Annotated in this window: 18 protein-coding genes; 6 read left to right on the top strand and 12 right to left on the bottom strand. The window is 65.2% G+C overall.

Translation table 11 applies throughout. From position 1 onward, the window contains the following. Positions 1-18: 18 nt before the first annotated feature. Genes RMET_RS18080 through RMET_RS18090 form a run of 3 tightly spaced genes read left to right on the top strand, consistent with a single transcriptional unit; the run spans position 19 to position 2,776 of the window. On the top strand, positions 19-909 hold the full coding sequence (locus RMET_RS18080) for an SDR family NAD(P)-dependent oxidoreductase (protein WP_011518014.1): 891 nt from the start codon (positions 19-21) through the stop codon (positions 907-909). Further along, positions 906-1,907, top strand: a complete 1,002-nt coding sequence (locus RMET_RS18085; RefSeq protein WP_011518015.1) for an alpha/beta fold hydrolase — start codon at positions 906-908, stop codon at positions 1,905-1,907. The genes RMET_RS18080 and RMET_RS18085 overlap by 4 nt, the downstream gene beginning before the upstream one ends. Further along, the gene (locus tag RMET_RS18090; RefSeq protein ID WP_011518016.1) at positions 1,904-2,776 is read left to right on the top strand and encodes a metal-dependent hydrolase; all 873 of its coding nucleotides are present in this window, start codon (positions 1,904-1,906) and stop codon (positions 2,774-2,776) included. The genes RMET_RS18085 and RMET_RS18090 overlap by 4 nt, the downstream gene beginning before the upstream one ends. 46 nt (positions 2,777-2,822) lie before the next feature. Here RMET_RS18090 and RMET_RS18095 read toward each other — a convergent pair whose 3' ends face one another. Further along, positions 2,823-3,662 carry a MerR family transcriptional regulator gene (locus RMET_RS18095; protein ID WP_029306821.1) on the bottom strand — a complete coding sequence of 280 codons (840 nt, stop codon included), beginning with the start codon at positions 3,660-3,662 and terminating at the stop codon, positions 2,823-2,825. 59 nt (positions 3,663-3,721) lie between these two features. Here RMET_RS18095 and RMET_RS18100 point away from each other — a divergent pair, with 59 nt between their 5' ends. The 3 genes from RMET_RS18100 to RMET_RS18110 all read left to right on the top strand — a co-directional run bounded on the left by RMET_RS18100 (position 3,722) and on the right by RMET_RS18110 (position 6,787). Further along, complete coding sequence (locus RMET_RS18100) at positions 3,722-4,660, top strand: LysR family transcriptional regulator (protein WP_011518018.1); 939 nt, start codon at positions 3,722-3,724, stop codon at positions 4,658-4,660. Positions 4,661-4,823: 163 nt separating this feature from the next. Continuing rightward, positions 4,824-5,795: a Bug family tripartite tricarboxylate transporter substrate binding protein gene (locus tag RMET_RS18105; protein ID WP_029306820.1), complete on the top strand. Its 972-nt coding sequence runs from the start codon at positions 4,824-4,826 to the stop codon at positions 5,793-5,795. A 17-nt stretch (positions 5,796-5,812) separates the two neighbouring features. Continuing rightward, positions 5,813-6,787 (top strand): M14 family metallopeptidase, encoded by a 975-nt coding sequence (locus tag RMET_RS18110; RefSeq protein ID WP_011518020.1) that lies wholly within the window; start codon positions 5,813-5,815, stop codon positions 6,785-6,787. A gap of 122 nt (positions 6,788-6,909) precedes the next feature. Here RMET_RS18110 and RMET_RS18115 read toward each other — a convergent pair whose 3' ends face one another. The 11 genes from RMET_RS18115 to rpmH form a co-directional block, all read right to left on the bottom strand. After that, on the bottom strand, positions 6,910-7,509 hold the full coding sequence (locus RMET_RS18115) for an Sbal_3080 family lipoprotein (RefSeq protein ID WP_011518021.1): 600 nt from the start codon (positions 7,507-7,509) through the stop codon (positions 6,910-6,912). A 180-nt stretch (positions 7,510-7,689) separates the two neighbouring features. Beyond that, complete coding sequence (locus RMET_RS18120; protein WP_008650831.1) at positions 7,690-8,256, bottom strand: OB-fold putative lipoprotein; 567 nt, start codon at positions 8,254-8,256, stop codon at positions 7,690-7,692. Between the two features lie 59 nt (positions 8,257-8,315). Beyond that, positions 8,316-8,912, bottom strand: a complete 597-nt coding sequence (locus RMET_RS18125) for a TetR/AcrR family transcriptional regulator (protein WP_011518022.1) — start codon at positions 8,910-8,912, stop codon at positions 8,316-8,318. 12 nt (positions 8,913-8,924) lie between these two features. Then, a complete protein-coding gene (locus RMET_RS18130) occupies positions 8,925-9,515 on the bottom strand; it encodes a hypothetical protein (RefSeq protein ID WP_011518023.1) in 591 nt (196 codons plus the stop codon). 46 nt (positions 9,516-9,561) lie between these two features. Then, positions 9,562-10,989: a tRNA uridine-5-carboxymethylaminomethyl(34) synthesis GTPase MnmE gene (gene mnmE / locus RMET_RS18135; protein ID WP_011518024.1), complete on the bottom strand. Its 1,428-nt coding sequence runs from the start codon at positions 10,987-10,989 to the stop codon at positions 9,562-9,564. A 52-nt stretch (positions 10,990-11,041) separates the two neighbouring features. Continuing rightward, on the bottom strand, positions 11,042-11,803 hold the full coding sequence (locus RMET_RS18140; RefSeq protein ID WP_011518025.1) for a CHAD domain-containing protein: 762 nt from the start codon (positions 11,801-11,803) through the stop codon (positions 11,042-11,044). A 106-nt stretch (positions 11,804-11,909) separates the two neighbouring features. Next, complete coding sequence (gene tam / locus RMET_RS18145) at positions 11,910-12,680, bottom strand: trans-aconitate 2-methyltransferase (protein WP_011518026.1); 771 nt, start codon at positions 12,678-12,680, stop codon at positions 11,910-11,912. Positions 12,681-12,813: 133 nt separating this feature from the next. Beyond that, positions 12,814-14,481, bottom strand: coding sequence for a membrane protein insertase YidC (gene yidC, locus RMET_RS18150; protein ID WP_011518027.1), 1,668 nt, complete (start codon positions 14,479-14,481; stop codon positions 12,814-12,816). 22 nt (positions 14,482-14,503) lie between these two features. After that, on the bottom strand, positions 14,504-14,794 hold the full coding sequence (gene yidD / locus RMET_RS32415; RefSeq protein WP_008650848.1) for a membrane protein insertion efficiency factor YidD: 291 nt from the start codon (positions 14,792-14,794) through the stop codon (positions 14,504-14,506). Between the two features lie 8 nt (positions 14,795-14,802). Continuing rightward, entirely contained in the window at positions 14,803-15,249 is a 447-nt protein-coding gene (gene rnpA, locus RMET_RS18155) for a ribonuclease P protein component (protein ID WP_085960498.1), read from the bottom strand. A 146-nt stretch (positions 15,250-15,395) separates the two neighbouring features. Then, the gene (gene rpmH, locus RMET_RS18160; RefSeq protein ID WP_008650850.1) at positions 15,396-15,530 is read right to left on the bottom strand and encodes a 50S ribosomal protein L34; all 135 of its coding nucleotides are present in this window, start codon (positions 15,528-15,530) and stop codon (positions 15,396-15,398) included. Positions 15,531-16,270: the final 740 nt, after the last annotated feature.

A 16,270-nucleotide genomic window follows, 5' to 3' on the forward strand; every position in this document is an offset into this window, starting at 1 on the left:
CGATATCGGGAGACATGCATGAAGGATTTCCACAACAAGGTTGCCGCGATCACCGGCGCCGGCTCGGGCATGGGGCGCTGTCTGGCCATCCAGCTCGCGCAGTCCGGCTGCCACGTGGCGATATCGGACTGCAATGAGGCGGGCCTCGCGCAGACGGTGGCCGAAGTGCGCCGCGTGGCGCCCATGGTGCAGGTCACCAGTCATCGCGTGGATGTCGCGGATCGCGCCGCCGTCCATGCCTGGGCGGATGACGTGGCGCGTGCGCATGGCCGCGTGAACCTGATCTTCAACAATGCCGGCGTGGCGTTGTCGAGCACGATCGAAGGCATGGCCTACGACGATCTCGAATGGATCATCGGCATCAACTTCTGGGGTGTGGTGTATGGCACGAAGGCATTCCTGCCCCATCTGAAGGCCAGCGGTGAAGGCCATGTGGTGAACACGTCGAGCATCTTCGGCCTGTTCGCGCAGCCCGGCATGGGCGCGTACAACGCCAGCAAATACGCGGTGCGCGGATTTACGGAATCGCTGCGCCAGGAACTCGATCTGATGGACTGCGGCGTGTCCGCGACCACTGTGCATCCAGGCGGTATCAAGACCAATATCGCGCGTGCCAGCCGGGTCTCGTCGAGCGTGAACGGGCTGCTGGTGCGCGACGCGCAGCAGGGCCGCGAGGAGTTCGAGAAGTTCTTCATCACCACGGCAGACAAGGCCGCGCGCGTGATTCTGGACGGGGTGCGCGCGAACAAGCGCCGCGTGCTGATCGGCCCGGATGCCTACGCGGCGGATGCCCTCTCCCGCGTCCTGCCTGCCGCGTACCAGTCGCTGGTGGTGCGCGATACGCGACGCAAGAGCAAGCGACTGCTGTCCGATACGGCGGGCGCGCCCGCACGCGGAGAACGCGCATGAATCGCGCCGCGCTTTCACGTGAGGCGGCATTGCAGTCGCCGCCGGGTGCGTTCACGCGCTGGTTCGGGCAAGGCCGCATCGGCCTGTTCAGCCTGTCGCGTGAAACGCTGGCGCACCGCCATGCGTTGCCCGCGTCCCGCTGGGTATCGGTGATGGGCACGCTGGTCCACTACACCGAGGAAGGCGTGCCGGAGGGCGAGCCGCTGGTGCTGATCCACGGATTCGGCGCATCGCTGCATACGTGGGAGGGATTGATGCCGATGCTGCGTCGCCGCTATCGCGTGGTGCGGCTCGACCTCGCGCCGTTTGGCCTCACCGGTCCGCTGCGTGACGCGCATGGTCGCATCATGACGATGGATGTCGACGTCTATCGCGCATTCATCGACGGCTTCCTGGCCGCAGTGAACATCTCGTGTGCAACGCTGATTGGCAACTCGCTCGGCGGACTGATCGCATGGGACCTCGCCGCGCGCCGGCCGTCGCTGGTGAACCGGCTGGTGCTGGTGGATGCCGCAGGTTTCCCGATGAAACTGCCGATCTACATCGACCTGTTCCGGCACGCCATGGTGCGCTGGTCGGCGCCGTGGATGTTGCCGGAGTGGATCATCCGCGCGGCCACACGCGATGTCTATGGTGATGCGTCGCACGTGCCGGAGGCCACGTTCCGCCGCTACGTCGATTTCTTCTATGCCGCAGGCAGCCGTGAAGCCGTAGGTCGCATGGTGCCGAAGCTCGATTTCGATGGGTTGGATACCGAACGCCTGCGCGGCGTGCGCGTGCCCACGCTGGTGCTGTGGGGCGATCGCGACCGCTGGATTCCACCCGCGCACGCGGCCGAGTTCGCGGCCCGCATTCCCGACGTGACGCTGCGCCGTTACGCGGGGCTTGGCCACATCCCAATGGAAGAAGACCCTCCGCGCGTGGCCGCTGACCTGTTGCCTTTTCTGGACGGTGCGCGCGAGGCACGTCCGTCATTCAGCAAGGAGTTCGCATCATGATGCCTGTCCGCCGTGACGTACACCCTCATCTCCCGCCGGAACGCATTTGCGATTGGCATCAACGCGGCCGGCACGTCACCCACTTCATCAACGCACTTTCGATTTTCTTTCCGGCCGGCGAACGCTTCTTCATGGACAGCGTGCGCAACTATCGCGACCGTATCGCCGACCCAGAACTCAAGCAGGCCGTGGCCGGCTTCATCGGACAGGAAGCGATGCACACACGCGAGCACATCCTTTACAACCGTTTGCTCGATGATGTTGGCCTACCTGCCGGCAAGCTCGACAGCCGCGTGGCCAGCCTGCTCAATCTGCTGCGCAAAATCCTGCCGAAATCATGGCAGCTCGCGCACACGATCGCGCTGGAACACTACACGGCGATGCTGGCTGCTGGCGTGTTGGCCGATCCGCGTCAAATGGGTGATTCGGAGCCTGGCTATCGGCAGGTATGGACCTGGCACGCGCTGGAGGAAACCGAGCACAAGGCCGTGGCCTACGACGTATGGAACGTGGTCATGAAGCCCGGCCCATACCGCTACTTCGTGCGAACGTTCACGATGCTCACCACCACCGTGACGTTCTGGGCCATGGTGTTCGTTTTCCACGTCAGGCTGGTGATGGCGGACAAGTCATGCCGCAACAAGCTGCTCGGCTTTGGCAGCGTGATGAACTTCCTGTGGGGATCGCCGGGCACGCTGCGCAAGATGATTCCGGAATGGTTCGCCTACTTCCGGCCTGGGTTCCATCCTTGGGATGACGACAATCGCGCGGAGCTCAGCCGCATCGCGCCGCTGATCTCGGAGATCGAGGACACGGCGATTCGCGCGGGTGCCAGCACGCGCGCGCCGTCGATCCGTAGCGTGGCGTGACGCGGCAGGTGGCAAGCGGCAGGTGTGCGGGAGCTCGGCCGGCGCATCAATCGCCCGCCGATCCGCCCTCTTCATGCAGATGTTCGAGGATCGCGGCAACGCGGTCCCCGAGATACTTGTTGGCCGAGATTTCGAGCGCCCGCATCATCTCGGTCTCAAGCGCCACCAGCGCGAGTGGCCGGATGCGCCAGAGCACATCCACGATGCGCGGCACTTCGGATGGCGGCGGCAGCTTGCCTTCGCCGAAGCGGTCCAGTTCGCGCACGACCATGCCGACGATCCGGTCGGACACGGCCTGGAAGTGGCCGCGCGCCTGCTCGATGATGTCGAGCACGTCCTCGAGCGGAAACCCGGCTTTGGCCATCTCGGCACCCGCCGCCAGCGCGCGCGGGCTGCGGGCCAGGTAGCCGAAGCCATCCGGTTCCAGCAATCCCAGTGAGATCGCCTTGGCCAGCGCCGTGCGCGAGATCGCGCGGCCGAACAACCGTGCCAGCGCCAAGTACGAGTAGTGGCGCGGTGCTTCGCTGTTCCAGGGGCTGCTGATCGCCGTCTCGAGACCCAGGATCGATCGCAGGTCGTGGCCTTCGACGATCGCCTTGAGCAGTTCCATGATGTTGGCGAGCGTGTAGCCGCGCGCCAGCAGATGGTGGATCAGCCGCAGCCGGCCCAGATGCGCCTGCGTGTAGATGCCGACGCGCCCGCGCCGCTCGGGTGGGTCGATGAGCCCGCGGTCCTGATAGGAGCGGATGTTGCGGACGGTGGTGCCGGCCACACGCGCCAGCTCGTCGATGGTGTATTCGGGAAAGGCCTTGCCGCCCGCCTGCGCTGAGTCGGAATCGGTAGGACTGGAAGGAGTGGGCGTGCCGCTGCGCTTGATCGAGACCATGGCGAAAATTCTAACTGAGTCGGCGACGTTACAATGCGGCATCTCCTCCCGCCGTCCCCATGCATATCCGTTGGCTCGAAGATTTCGTCTGCCTGGCCCAGGCCGGGAGTCTCGCGCGTGCCGCCGAGTTGCGCAACGTCACGCCGCCCGCATTTGGCCGGCGGATGCAGGCGCTCGAAGTCTGGGCCGGCGCGCCACTGATCGATCGCAGCACGTTTCCGGTGCGGCTGACCGCCGAGGGCCGCCAGTTCCTGGAGGCCGCGCAGACGGCGCTGCGCACGCTGGAGGACGCACGCCTGTCGCTGCGGGCGGCGCATCGCGCGGACGCCAGCACGCTGACCATCGCCACCGGCAAGACGCTCGCGCGTTCGATGGTGCCAGCATGGCTGGCCGGCCTGCGCGAGGCACTGCGCGACGACCCGGCCGGCGCCGGCTTTCGCACACGGCTATCGACCCATGCCACGCACGATGCGCTGGCCATGTTCACCGAGGGCGATGCTGACTTTCTGCTTTGCTACAGTCCGCACGATATGCCCGTGATGCTGGACGACGCGCGCTATGTGTTCCATCCCGTGGGCGTGGAGCGCATGGTCTGCGTGGCGGCTGCCGATGCGCGTGGTGGCCCCGCCTTCCGGCTGCAACGACCGAAGTCGGGCACGCGCCCCGCGCCGGTGCCGATGATTGCCTATGCGGAGACGCTGACGATGGGCCGCATGGTCAACCAGGAGATTGCCCGCCGCAAGCTGGCAAGCTGGCTCGACGTGATCGCCGTCAGTGACTTCGCCGAGTCGGTACACGAGATGGTGCGGCAGAAGATGGGCCTGGCCTGGCTGCCGGCGCGTCTGATTGCCGACGATCTCCATTCGGGACGCCTGGTGCGTGCCGATCTTCAGGGCGGCGACTCCGCCGACCTCGCGCTTGATATCCGCCTGTACCGCCCGCGCGCGCAAATGCGCCCGTTGGCCGAGGCGTTCTGGCGGGCCGCGGCGGCAGCCTGAGCACTGGTTCGTCCCTTCTCCCGGTCTATACACCCGTCGTGCGGAGCGGGGAGTCAGACAGCCATTGCCAAATCGGCAATCCACATTGCCAAAGCCGCATGTTTCCCGCTGCGCGTCTCTCTACCATCGCCGGACAACATTCCTAGAACTGCCCGGAGAAATCATGAAGACCCTGCTGCGCGCGGCCGTTGCCGCCTCCCTCGCCTGTTGTGCATTCGCCGCAAGCGCGGCCGGCAATTACCCGACCAAGCCGATCACGCTGGTGGTGGGCTATACCGCGGGCGGCAGCGTCGATCTGGTTGCGCGTACCGTGGCGCCGGAACTGGGCAAGCGTCTGGGGCAGAGCGTGGTGATCGAGAACCTCGGCGGCGCTGGCGGCACGATCGGCGCGCAGAAAGTGGTCAAGGCGGATGCCGACGGCTACACCCTGCTGATGGGCTCGGGCAGCGAGGTGTCGATCGCCCGCCTGACCAACCCGGCCGTGCGCTATGACGGCGAGAAGGACCTGGCGCCGATCACGTTCGTCGGCACGCAGCCGATGGTGCTGGTCGGCAAGCTGCAACTGCCGGCCAAGGATGCCGGCGAACTGATGGCGCTGGCCAAGGCGCAGCCGGGCAAGCTGTCCTATGCGTCTTCCGGCGTTGGCACGCCGCTGAACCTGGCCGGCGAACTGATCAAGCAGCAGGGTAAGGTCAACATCACCCATGTGCCGTACAAGGGAGCCTCGGCGATGTCCACCGACCTGCTCGGCGGTCAGATCGACCTGGCCGTGATGGTGCTGTCCTCGGCGCTGCCGCACATCCAGGCGGGCCGCATTCGGGCCTATGGTGTCACCGAAGCCAAGCGCGCCAGCGTGGCGCCGAACGTGCCGGCGCTGGCCGAGACCCCGGCGCTCAAGGGCGTCGACATGGGGGTATGGTTCGGATTGATGGCGCCAACGTCTACTCCCCGCCCTGTTATTGATCGCCTGAATAATGAAATGCAGGCCGTACTGGCCATGCCCGAAGTTCGCAAGAAGCTGGCCGAGGCCGGCGTGGAAGTGGCGCCGGCCAATCCGGCCCAGTTCGCGAGCTTCATCAAGCGCGAAACCAGCCGCTATCGCACGATCGTGCAGGCGGCCGATATTCGCGAGTAACTCCTGAGGAAGTCCTGATGACGCAGACTGCTCCCGCCTTCGACGCCTACCCCGTCGAAGTCGAATTTCCCGATATTGGCCCGTATGCCGAGAGCAACACCGGCATCGCCTACCTCCATACGTTCGACAGCGGCCTGCCCGGGCCGCACGTGATGATCAACGCACTGACGCACGGTAACGAGGTGTGCGGCGCGATCACGGTGGCCGGGCTGCTCGACCATGGGCTGCGGCCGCGACGCGGCAGGCTCACGCTGTCGTTCGCCAACGTCGACGCCTACGCGCGCTTCGATGCGGCGAAGCCCGATGCGTCGCGCTTCGTCGATCAGGACTTCAACCGGGTCTGGACTTCGGCGGTGCTCGACGACGTGTCGCGCGATTCGTCCGAACTGCGCCGGGCGCGCGCGATGCGTCCGGTGATCGATACGGTGGACCTGCTGCTCGACCTGCACTCGATGCACGAGAAAAGCCGGCCGCTGATCGTGTCCGGTCCGCTCGACAAGGGCATTGCGTTGTCACGTGCCATTGGCGCCCCGGCCGACATCATCGTCGATGAAGGCCATCCGGAAGGCCGCCGGATGCGCGATTACGCGGATTTTGGCGATCCGGCCAGCCCGCGAAATGCGCTGCTGATCGAATGTGGCCAGCATTGGGAGACCTCGGCGGTGGACGTCGCGCGTGACAGCACGGCGCGCTTCCTGCTCAGCGCCGGCATCGTCGAGGAAGCCGATCTGCCCGCGGGCTGGCTGCGCCCGCTGCCGGCCGCGCAGCGCGTGATTCGCGTGACCGAGCCCGTGGTGGCGACCAGCATGGATTTCCGCTTTGCCGGCCCGTACACGGGGCTGGAGACCTTTGCCGATGCCGGAACCGTGATCGGCTGGAACGACGGTGCCGAGGTGCTCACGCCGTATCCCAATTGCGTGCTGGTGATGCCCTCGCTGCGCCAGCTGCGGCCCGGGGTGACCGTGGTGCGTCTGGGTCGGCTGGAAGCCTGAGCACTGGAGCACTGGAGCATCCACGCGCCAGAAACTCGCGATCTTCATGCGGCGTGCCGGCAAGATGCCCCCTCAAGAGGCGTTCCCCGGCCCCGCTTTTCTTAGGCCTGAATGCCGCTCGCTCAGGCGGCGGGCGCGGCGCCACCGGAGCCTGGCTGCGAACCCGGAGTAGGCGCCGGTGCTACCTGGGCCGGTACCGGTTGGGGCTTCAGGCCCGGGAACAGCTGGTCGACCAGTTCGTCGATCTTGGCGTCCGGCTGGATCAGATGGCTCAGATTGATGCCGCCCGCGCTGCGATTGGCGTTGTAGATGGCCTTGCCGGCACGCTCGCCATTGCGGAATACCGTGATGTCGACCGAGACCAGGAACGGTGTCACGAACGTCTGGCGCTGGGCCGTGTACGTGGCGGTCATCGGGCATGCCGCCACCGACGAATACGGCTGCAGGACCTTCACTTCGAAATTGCGCGCGCGCAGTGCGTCCGCGAAGTTCTCCACATAGGCATTGCCGTTCACTTGATTGGGGATGATGCAGAACAGCGCGCCATCGGCACCCACCACGTGATTGCCGTTGACGCGGAACTGCGCCGGTCCGCCATAGGGGCCGGGCTGGAAACTGGCGATCGGGTCAGCCTGGCCCTGGTCGACCGGTGTGACGGCTTGGTAGGTGGAACAGCCGCTGGCCAGCAGGGCCAGCATGGCGGCAATCGTTGCTCTTTTCATCGTGTGTCCTGAGTCGCGTCGGCGCGGGCGCCGGCCGCCCGGATCCGGATGAGGGGCGCATTGGCGGCACCATGCCTGCGTACTGTAGACGCGCGGGCACAGGGTCAAATCACTGAACAACGGGGCACTGATGCCGCAAATCTCCCGCGTGCCGCGCACGGCACCGCGCGGGACGGCGATTTAATTGGCGCCGCCGCGAATCAGGCAGTCATTCAGCAGCGGCACGCCGCCCTCGCCTTGCCCGGCGCCCGTGCATTCGACGGCCACCTTCTGGCCACGCCGGACCATGGTGGCGCGCGCCTCAACCTCGCAGACCCTGCCTGCCGGGCCACAGATCTGCCGGCGCAGCAGGTTTGCCCGGACCAGTTCACCCGGGTTGCTGGTGCGGATTTCCAGGAACACATTGTTGCCGTCGTCGCGCCGGATGCCGCTGGCCACGCCTTCGACGATGAAGTACTTGCCGCGATAGCGGTCGTCGGCCTCGCCTGCATTGTCGCGATAGTCGGCAAACAGGCCATCGGCCTGGTATTGGGGCAGGACGTCGGCGGGACGCTCGGGGTCGATGCTGATCGGGTCGAGCGTGCCGTTACGTGGGATGCCGCGCGGGATGCTGGCTGGCTGGGATGATGGAGCGGCGCCGGTTTCAACCGGTACGACGTCCCCCTTGTCATTGCCAACGAACCACAACAGGCCGAGGACGACCACGGCAACGACGGCGATGAGGGATTGCTGCAGGCGGCTCAACATCTCGGGGACGGGCTCCTCTGGAGCCAGGTAAGTGGAGAAAGGCCGCCAGTTTAACGCGCCTACTCCTTGCTGACCCGGGCCAGCAAATATCCCCTGGCTGCCGCGAGCACTTCGTTGGACAGCGGCGTGCCCTGCGTGGCGCGCGAGAGCACCAGGGCGCCGACCAGTGTGGCCATCTCCGCGATGGCATTAGCGCGATTGGCGGCGGCGTTGCCGCCCGGCTGGATGCTGGCCAGAACATCCAGCAGTTTTTCGAGCCCTTCGTGGTAGGTCGCGCGAACCGGTTTGTCATCGCCCTCGCGCGCGACATCGTTGGCCAGCGCCGCCGCCGGGCAGCCGCTCCCAGGCGCATTGCGGTTGCGCGTGGACAGATAGCCATCGATCAGCGCCGCGAGCGCGGTTGCCTTGTCAGGCGCTTCTTCCACACGTTTGCGCCAGCGCGCGTTCGACTCCTCGAATGCGCGCGCGCAGGCGATGGCCGCCAACGCATCCTTCGATTCGAAATGGCCGTAGAAGCCGCCGTGCGTCAGTCCGGCCGCACCCATCAGATCGGCTACGCTGATCCCGTGAAATCCTTGTTCACGAAACAACTGGGACGAAACCTGTTCAATGGCTATACGGTTCTTTTCCGTTTCCGCTTTCGATACCCGCGGCATGACTGACTCCCATCACTGACTTCCATCCTTGTGGACTGACTCACCATCCGTGCCGGGATGGTCTGCCACATTGTTTGCCAAGTCAACGGCGTCCAGTTGAGTGATACCGATCGAGCGGCCTCTTGCAGGTGCGCCTGTCATCGCGACGTATGCTTCGGCGTCATACGGCGTCGGATGTCCAAGTTGCGCGAGGAACAAGTCGCGCATGATGTCGCCCTGCTGCTCGAGTTTGTAGGCCGTGAGTGGCTTGCCGGGCTCCAGCCGGTACCGGTACTGGTTGAAGCCGAGGAAGTGCCGGATCTGCTCGCCAAGTCCTCTGCACAACACGTTGACGCCGTGCTGGTGCTGCCAGACGTGCGCCATCTCGTGAATGAAGAACGCCTGGATCTGGATGCCGGCAGCGCTGAAGTCTGTGTAGTGACGCAGCCTTCGGCCGAGGTACATCTGCCCGTTTGGCGTGATGATGTATCCGGCACCCTGCCAGAACACGTAGTTCCGCGCGTGAATGCGGACCTGCCCGTAGTCGATGTCATCGGCAAAGACACTGCGGGCGAGCGCGATCTCACCGGGGGTGAGGGGGCGAGCGGTTTTCGCGGAAGACATCAGGAGACGGTTCGCCTTGTGCTACCGGTCTTGTCTCGCCAAGCCGTCACTTCCCGATGCAGAACCGCGTGAAAATTGTCCCCAGCAGGTCATCGCTCGTGAACTCTCCAGTGATGCTGTTCAGGTGATCCTGTGCCAGCCGCAGTTCCTCCGCGAATAGATCCAGCGCCTGGGCGTGCTGCGAGGCGCTGGCCTCGGCGAGTTCGAGGTGCGATTCCGCGTTGCGCAGCGCGATGAGATGGCGCTCCCGCGCCAGGAACGCGCCTTCATTGCCGGACTGCCAGCCGATCAGGCGCAGCAGTTCGCTGCGCATCAGGTCGATGCCCGCGCCGGTGCGTGCGGAGATCCAGATCTCGGTCGGGTTTGGCCCATTGGCCGCCACCACATGCGGGCGGTTGCCGCCAAATCCCATCGCGCCGACGGATGGCGCGAGGTCGATCTTGTTGATGACGCGAACGATTGGAGACCCGGGGGGCAACTGGCCGCTCAGGCGATCGTCGATATGGTCATCGGTCTCCGAAATGCCATGCTCGATGTAGTCCGCCGCGTCGATCAGATGCAGCACGATATCGGCGTGGCGGATGGCTTCCCATGTGCGCTCGATGCCGATGCGTTCCACTTCGTCGGCGGCATCGTCGCGCAGACCTGCGGTGTCGATAATGTGCAGCGGGATGCCGTCTATCTGGATCGTCTCGCGCACGCGATCGCGCGTGGTGCCGGCAATTGGCGTGACGATGGCGAGATCCGAGCCGGCGAGCGCATTGAGCAGCGAGGACTTGCCCACATTGGGCTGTCCGGCCAGAACCACCGACAATCCTTCACGCAGCAATGAGCCCTGCCGCGCCTGCTTGAGGACGCCCGCGAGATCTTCGCGAATGCGTGTCAGCTGGCCGCGTGCATTGGAGGCCTCGAGGAAATCGATCTCCTCTTCGGGAAAGTCCAGCGTGGCTTCCACCAGCATTCGCAGGTGGATGACTTTTTCCACAAGCGCGTGGATTGCCTTGGAGAACTCTCCCTCCATGGACCGCGCCGCAGACCGCGCCGCGGCCTCCGTGCTTGCTTCGATCAGATCCGCCACGGCCTCGGCCTGCGCGAGGTCGAGCTTGTCGTTGAGGAACGCGCGTCGTGTGAACTCGCCCGGCTCGGCCACACGCAGGCCGATGTCCTTGCCGGCCTCGAGGCAGCGCGACAGCAGCATCTGCATCACCACCGGTCCGCCATGGCCCTGCAACTCAAGCACTTCCTCGCCGGTGTACGAATTCGGTGCCGGGAAGTAGAGCGCGAGGCCATGATCGATGACATTGCCACGCGCATCGAGAAACGGCAGATAGGTGGCGTGACGTGGCTGCAGCGCGCGGCCGCATACGGCGCGCATCACGGCGCCGACATCGGGGCCGGAAACACGCACGACGCCGATGCCGCCACGGCCAGGCGCGGTGGCAATCGCGGCGATGGGAATCTGGGATACGGTCATGGCCAGTATTGTCGCAGATCGTCCGCATGGGGGACGATCGGGGTGGCAAGGCTCAGCTTGCCAGGCATTCGCATATCAGCCTGTGCGCCACGGCGTCGTCGATGACGCCGCCGAGTTCGGTTTGGCGTGCGATGAGCTTGCCGTGCAGCCGCTTGCGGTAGCGCTTGGGCAGCACATCGGACAGCGCTTCGATTGCATACCTCAATCGCTTGTTGCCGATCCGCAGCGCATGGATGTGTGCGATCTGGCCGTCGCGTGCCACGCGCGCCAGATCGCGTACGCGCCCGCGCGCTTTGCGGATGCGCCCGCGCGCGAACGCAGCCATGCGGCCATGCTGCCCGTGGCGGGTCTTGGGATCGGACAGGTGCAGCAGATCCCGGTAAAGGGTGGGCAATGGCGCCTGCCGGTAGCGCGTCAACTGCGTGACCATGAGCGTGCGTGCCTCGGCGCGCCTGGCATGGGCGACGTCGATCAACGCGACCAGCACCGGGTCCCCGGGTTGCATGGCAAGGGCAGGCAGTAGCGTTTCGGAAAGAAAGACGTCCCAGTCGCGCACGGCGCTGGCGGCATCGGCCACGTCATGGAGCGCCAGCTTCCAGCGCTCCATGACGGCGCGCGGCAGGATCGGGCCGAATGCCCAGGTCACCGCACGCAGGTGTCGCACGGCCACGCGCAGTGCGTGCACATCTTCCGCTATGTCGCGTTGCAGCAGGGCGTCGAGCTGAGCCTCGACGATGCGCAGGCCCGAGCCGCCCAGCATGACAAAGGCGGCGGCAGGGCGCATCTTCCGATGCAGCTCGGGCGGACGGCTCATGGCGGTATCTCTCTGCGCACAGCTTGGACACGAGGAGACTGCAAGGCGTCACTGCAGTGTAGGCGACGACGCACGTGATACCAACGCCATGTTCCGTGGAGGCTTCCTAGCGCGTTGCGACGATGAACACGCGCGGGAACGGCAGCAGGACCGTGCCATCGGACATGGCCGGAAAGACCTTGGCCACTGCCGCCTCATATCGCTTCAGGTATTCGGCCTTCTCATCTTCGGTCAGAGGCGCCAGGAACGGCCGCAAGCCGCTGCCCTTGAACCACTCGACGATGGCCGCCGGGCCGCCCTTGAGCGGATGTTGGTAGATCGTGCGCCAGATGTCCACGCGTGTGCAGTGCGGTTTGAGCAGTTCGTAGTACCAGCGCTCGTTGGCCAGCGGCGTGCGGGCCTCGGCGGCCTTGGCGAGCTTGTTCGCCCACGGGCCGTTCAGCGCTGTCTCGCGCATCAACTGGTGCGGCGGCTCGTTGAGGTTGTCCGGCATCTGCACGGCCAGGCTGCCGCCCGGCGCTAGCTTGTCGATCAGCGAGGGAAACAGCGTGGCGTGATCTGGCACCCACTGGAACACGGCATTGGCCAGGATCACGTCGTAGGGGCCGGGGTCATTCCAGGCGGTGACGTCGGCGATATCGAAGCGCAGGTCCGGCAGGCGTTTGCGTGCCGCCGCAATCATGTCCGCGTCGCTGTCGAACCCCGTTACCTCGGCGCCGGCGTAGCGCGCGGCCAGTACTTCGGTGGAGTTGCCCGGGCCGCAGCCGACATCGGCGGCCCGCCGCGCGCTGGCGGTGGGGATCGCCCCGACCAGATCCCGCACGGGGCGGGTCCGTTCATCCTCGAATTGCACGTATTGGCTGGCCGACCAGGTCATGGCGTATCCCCTTTCGTCTTGGTGAAGGGGATTCTAGTCTTATATAAGATATAAGACTAGTGACGTGCGCCGAAAAAGAAAAAACCCGGCAGGAGGCCGGGTTTTTCCAGGTTCGGGGTCGGATCGGCGGTGATCAGCTCTTGGCTACCGCAGCCGTCTTGCCCTTGCCGAGCATCCGGTTGATCTGCCATTGCTGGGCGATCGACAGGATGTTGTTCACCACCCAGTACAGCACCAGGCCGGCCGGGAAGAAGAAGAACATGAACGAGAACACCAGCGGCATGATCATCATGACCTTGGCCTGCACGGGGTCCGGCGGGGTCGGGTTCAGTCGGGTCTGCACGAACATCGACACGGCCATCACGATCGGCAGGATGTAGAACGGATCCGGCACCGACAGATCGTGAATCCAGCCCAGCCACGGCGCGCCGCGCATTTCCACCGACGACAGCAGCACCCAGTACAGCGCGATGAACACCGGAATCTGGATCACGATGGGCAGGCAGCCGCCGAGCGGATTGACCTTCTCGGTGCGGTACAGCGCCATCATTTCCTGGTTCATCTTCTGCGGATCGCCCTTGTGGCGCTCGCGGATGGCCGTCATGCGGGGCTGCAGGTCCTTCATCTTGCCCATCGACTTGTAGCTGGCAGCCGACAGCGGGAAGAACACGAGCTTGATCAGCACGGTCAGCCCGATGATCGACCAGCCCCAGTTACCCAGGAAGCCGTGCAGCTTTTCCAGCAGCCAGAACAGCGGCTTGGCCAGGATAGTCAGCCAGCCGTAGTCCTTCACCAGTTCCAGGCCCGGGGTGATCTGCTCGAGCATGCGTTCTTCCTGCGGGCCGGCGAACAGGCGGGCATCGGTGCTGACCGTTGCGCCCGGGGCCAGTTGACCCAGCGGTTGCTGGATACCCACGCGGTACAGGTTCGGGTCGATCTGCTCGGCGTAGAAGCTGTGCTGCTTGCCGGTCTGCGGAATCCAGGCCGATGCGAAGTAGTGCTGCACCATCGCCACCCAGCCGTTGTCGGTGGCGGCCGGCACGGTGGCCTTGCCCTTGGCGATGTCTTCGAAGGTGAGCTTGTGGTACTTGTCGGCGTTCGTGTAGATCGCCGGGCCCGTGAACGTGCTGTAGAACTGCGATTTCTCGACCTTGCTGCCATCACGCGCCAGTTCCAGGTACAGCGTCGGCGAAACCGCCGCGGTGCCCGTGTTGGTCACGTCGAAGCGCGTGTCGACCACGTAGCTGCCCTTGTGGAACGTGTAGGTCTTGACGAACTTCACGCCGTTCTTCTCGGCGGTCAGCACTACGTCGAGCTTGTCCTGGCCCGGTGCCAGCGTGCGCGCGCCCGGCGCCACCGTGAACACGGTGGTGTGGTTCGGCAGGTCGCCACCGATCAGGCCGGAGCGGGCCAGGTAGGTGCGATTGACGTCGCGTTCAAGCAGGACGACCGGCGCGCCATCCTTCTCATGCTCGTTGAGCAGTTCCAGGCGCGACAGGATGCCGCCGGCCGTGTCGATCTCGGCGCGCACCTCGTCGGTAGTCACGGTGACCTTCTCGCCGACCGGCTGTGCAGCCGCTTGCGGCGCTGCCGGAACCGTTCCAGGGGCTGCGTTCGTCGCGTTCGCCTTGGGCACGTCGGCCTGAGGCGTAGCGCCACCAGCGCCGGCCGGGGCGGCCTGCTGCGTGTTGGCGCTCGGGAAGAACATCGACGCGTGGCCGTTGGCGCGCTGCCAGTTGTCGTAGAGCAGCACGAGGGACATCGAGAAGATGACCCACAGGATGGTGCGTTTGATATCCATGTCTCGCTATGGTCGGAGGAAATCAGGGTCTGGGAAGCCGGACCGTGACAGGCGGGCGGCCTGGCGCGGCGGATGCCGGGGGCGCCGCGGCGGTCCCGTGTGTTGCAGGCACGGGATCATACCCGCCCTTTGTGAATGGGTGGCAGCGACAGAGTCTGCACGCCGCCATCCAGGTGCCGCGCGCCGCGCCGTGCTGCACGATGGCGTCGCGGGCATAGTCGGAACATGTGGGCAGGAAGCGGCACTGCGAGCCCAGGTAAGGACTCAGGGCGATCTTGTAGATGCGCAGCAGGGCAAGCAGGATTCGCTTCATGGTGGTGGTCAGGCAGGCGCCTCGGGCGTGGTGGGCACATCCGCAGAAGCCGTCGGCGGTGCCGTGGGTACGGCGGGCGCAACGGGTAGCGGCTTGGCCGCCACGTCCAGCAATCCGCTGATCTCCGCATGGCAGGCCTTGCGGATTGCAACCCGGCTGGAGAACTCCGCGCGCGGAAACTTCGCTTGCAGGCGCAGCAGAATATCGCGGCCCGCGAATTGGGCCTGCCGGCTCCGAAACAGTTCCCGCACCATGCGCTTCACGAGATTACGCTCGGCCGCGCGTGGTGCGAATTTCTTGCCGACGACGATGCCCAGCCGGGCCTGCGCCTGGCCGTTGGCGCGCACGTACAGCACGAAGTGCGTAGTGCGACGCCGGGGCCGCAAAGCAAAAACGGATGAAAACTCATCCGTCTTTGTGAGCCTCGCGGCTTTGGGAAAGGCATGGTTCGACACGCTTGGCAAAGCTAGCGGCAAGCTGGGCTTCGACGGGCAGTGCTCCCGGCCATCCTGAGTGCGAGGCGCTTGGCCGGGCAGGCTTTCATCGAGGCAGCGCGAATCGCGCAACCCGACGTTCACCGCCCGGGCCGGTCGCCCGGCACTCAGATCGCCAGGCGCTTGCGGCCCTTGGCGCGGCGTGCGTTGATCACGGCACGGCCGCCACGGGTCTTCATGCGCACGCGGAAACCATGGGTACGCTTGCGGCGGGTAACGGAAGGTTGATAGGTACGTTTCATGTTGCACTCTCTGGTTGATCCGGGCTTTCCGGGCGCCGGCGATTTGCCGGGGCGCCTTGGCCGCCGCGTATGGTTCGCATGGGGCTGTGCCGCGATGCAGACTCTGGGAAAGCTGCGGCCTTGCCGACGATTCTGGTTCTGTCTTGCTGCCGGCCGCCGCTGGCATCGCCACATTGGACGAAGCGCCGGCGGGGATCAGGCCGCTTGCCTGATGCCGCACATGGTTCACACGCACGGTACGGGCCAGACCCGGCGATGCGCATACGTGATCCCCTGCCGCATCGCAGAACCCGCCATTTAACCGATATTCGTTGAGCCTGTCAAGGCGTCCGATGGTTGAGGCCGGTGGCGGCGGCGAATCCGTCACGCCGACGTGGTGCGCCATTGTCCACAAGTCGCAGTGGGTAACTCTGTGGGTATTCCCGGTCATCCATACGCATTACCGACAGCAATCAAGTCATTGTTTTCGATAGCCAATTGGTCGTTTTTGCCTTGTACCGAGAACGGCTTCTGACATGGTTGTGCACAGCAATCCACTGAATTTTCACAACTTGTCCACAGGGTTATCCTTTGTGGATAACTTGGGCAGGGGGGTACAATCCCGGTCCAAACACCACACGGGCTTGCGTGGCGCACGCACAACCCGGACTTCCTGCCTTTGGTATACCGCCATGTATACCGTTAGATCGACGCCGTTACGATGCCTCGGGCACGTGGACGGCCTGTTGTCGTTGACGCGT

This window comes from Cupriavidus metallidurans CH34, from assembly GCF_000196015.1.
Lineage (GTDB): Bacteria > Pseudomonadota > Gammaproteobacteria > Burkholderiales > Burkholderiaceae > Cupriavidus > Cupriavidus metallidurans.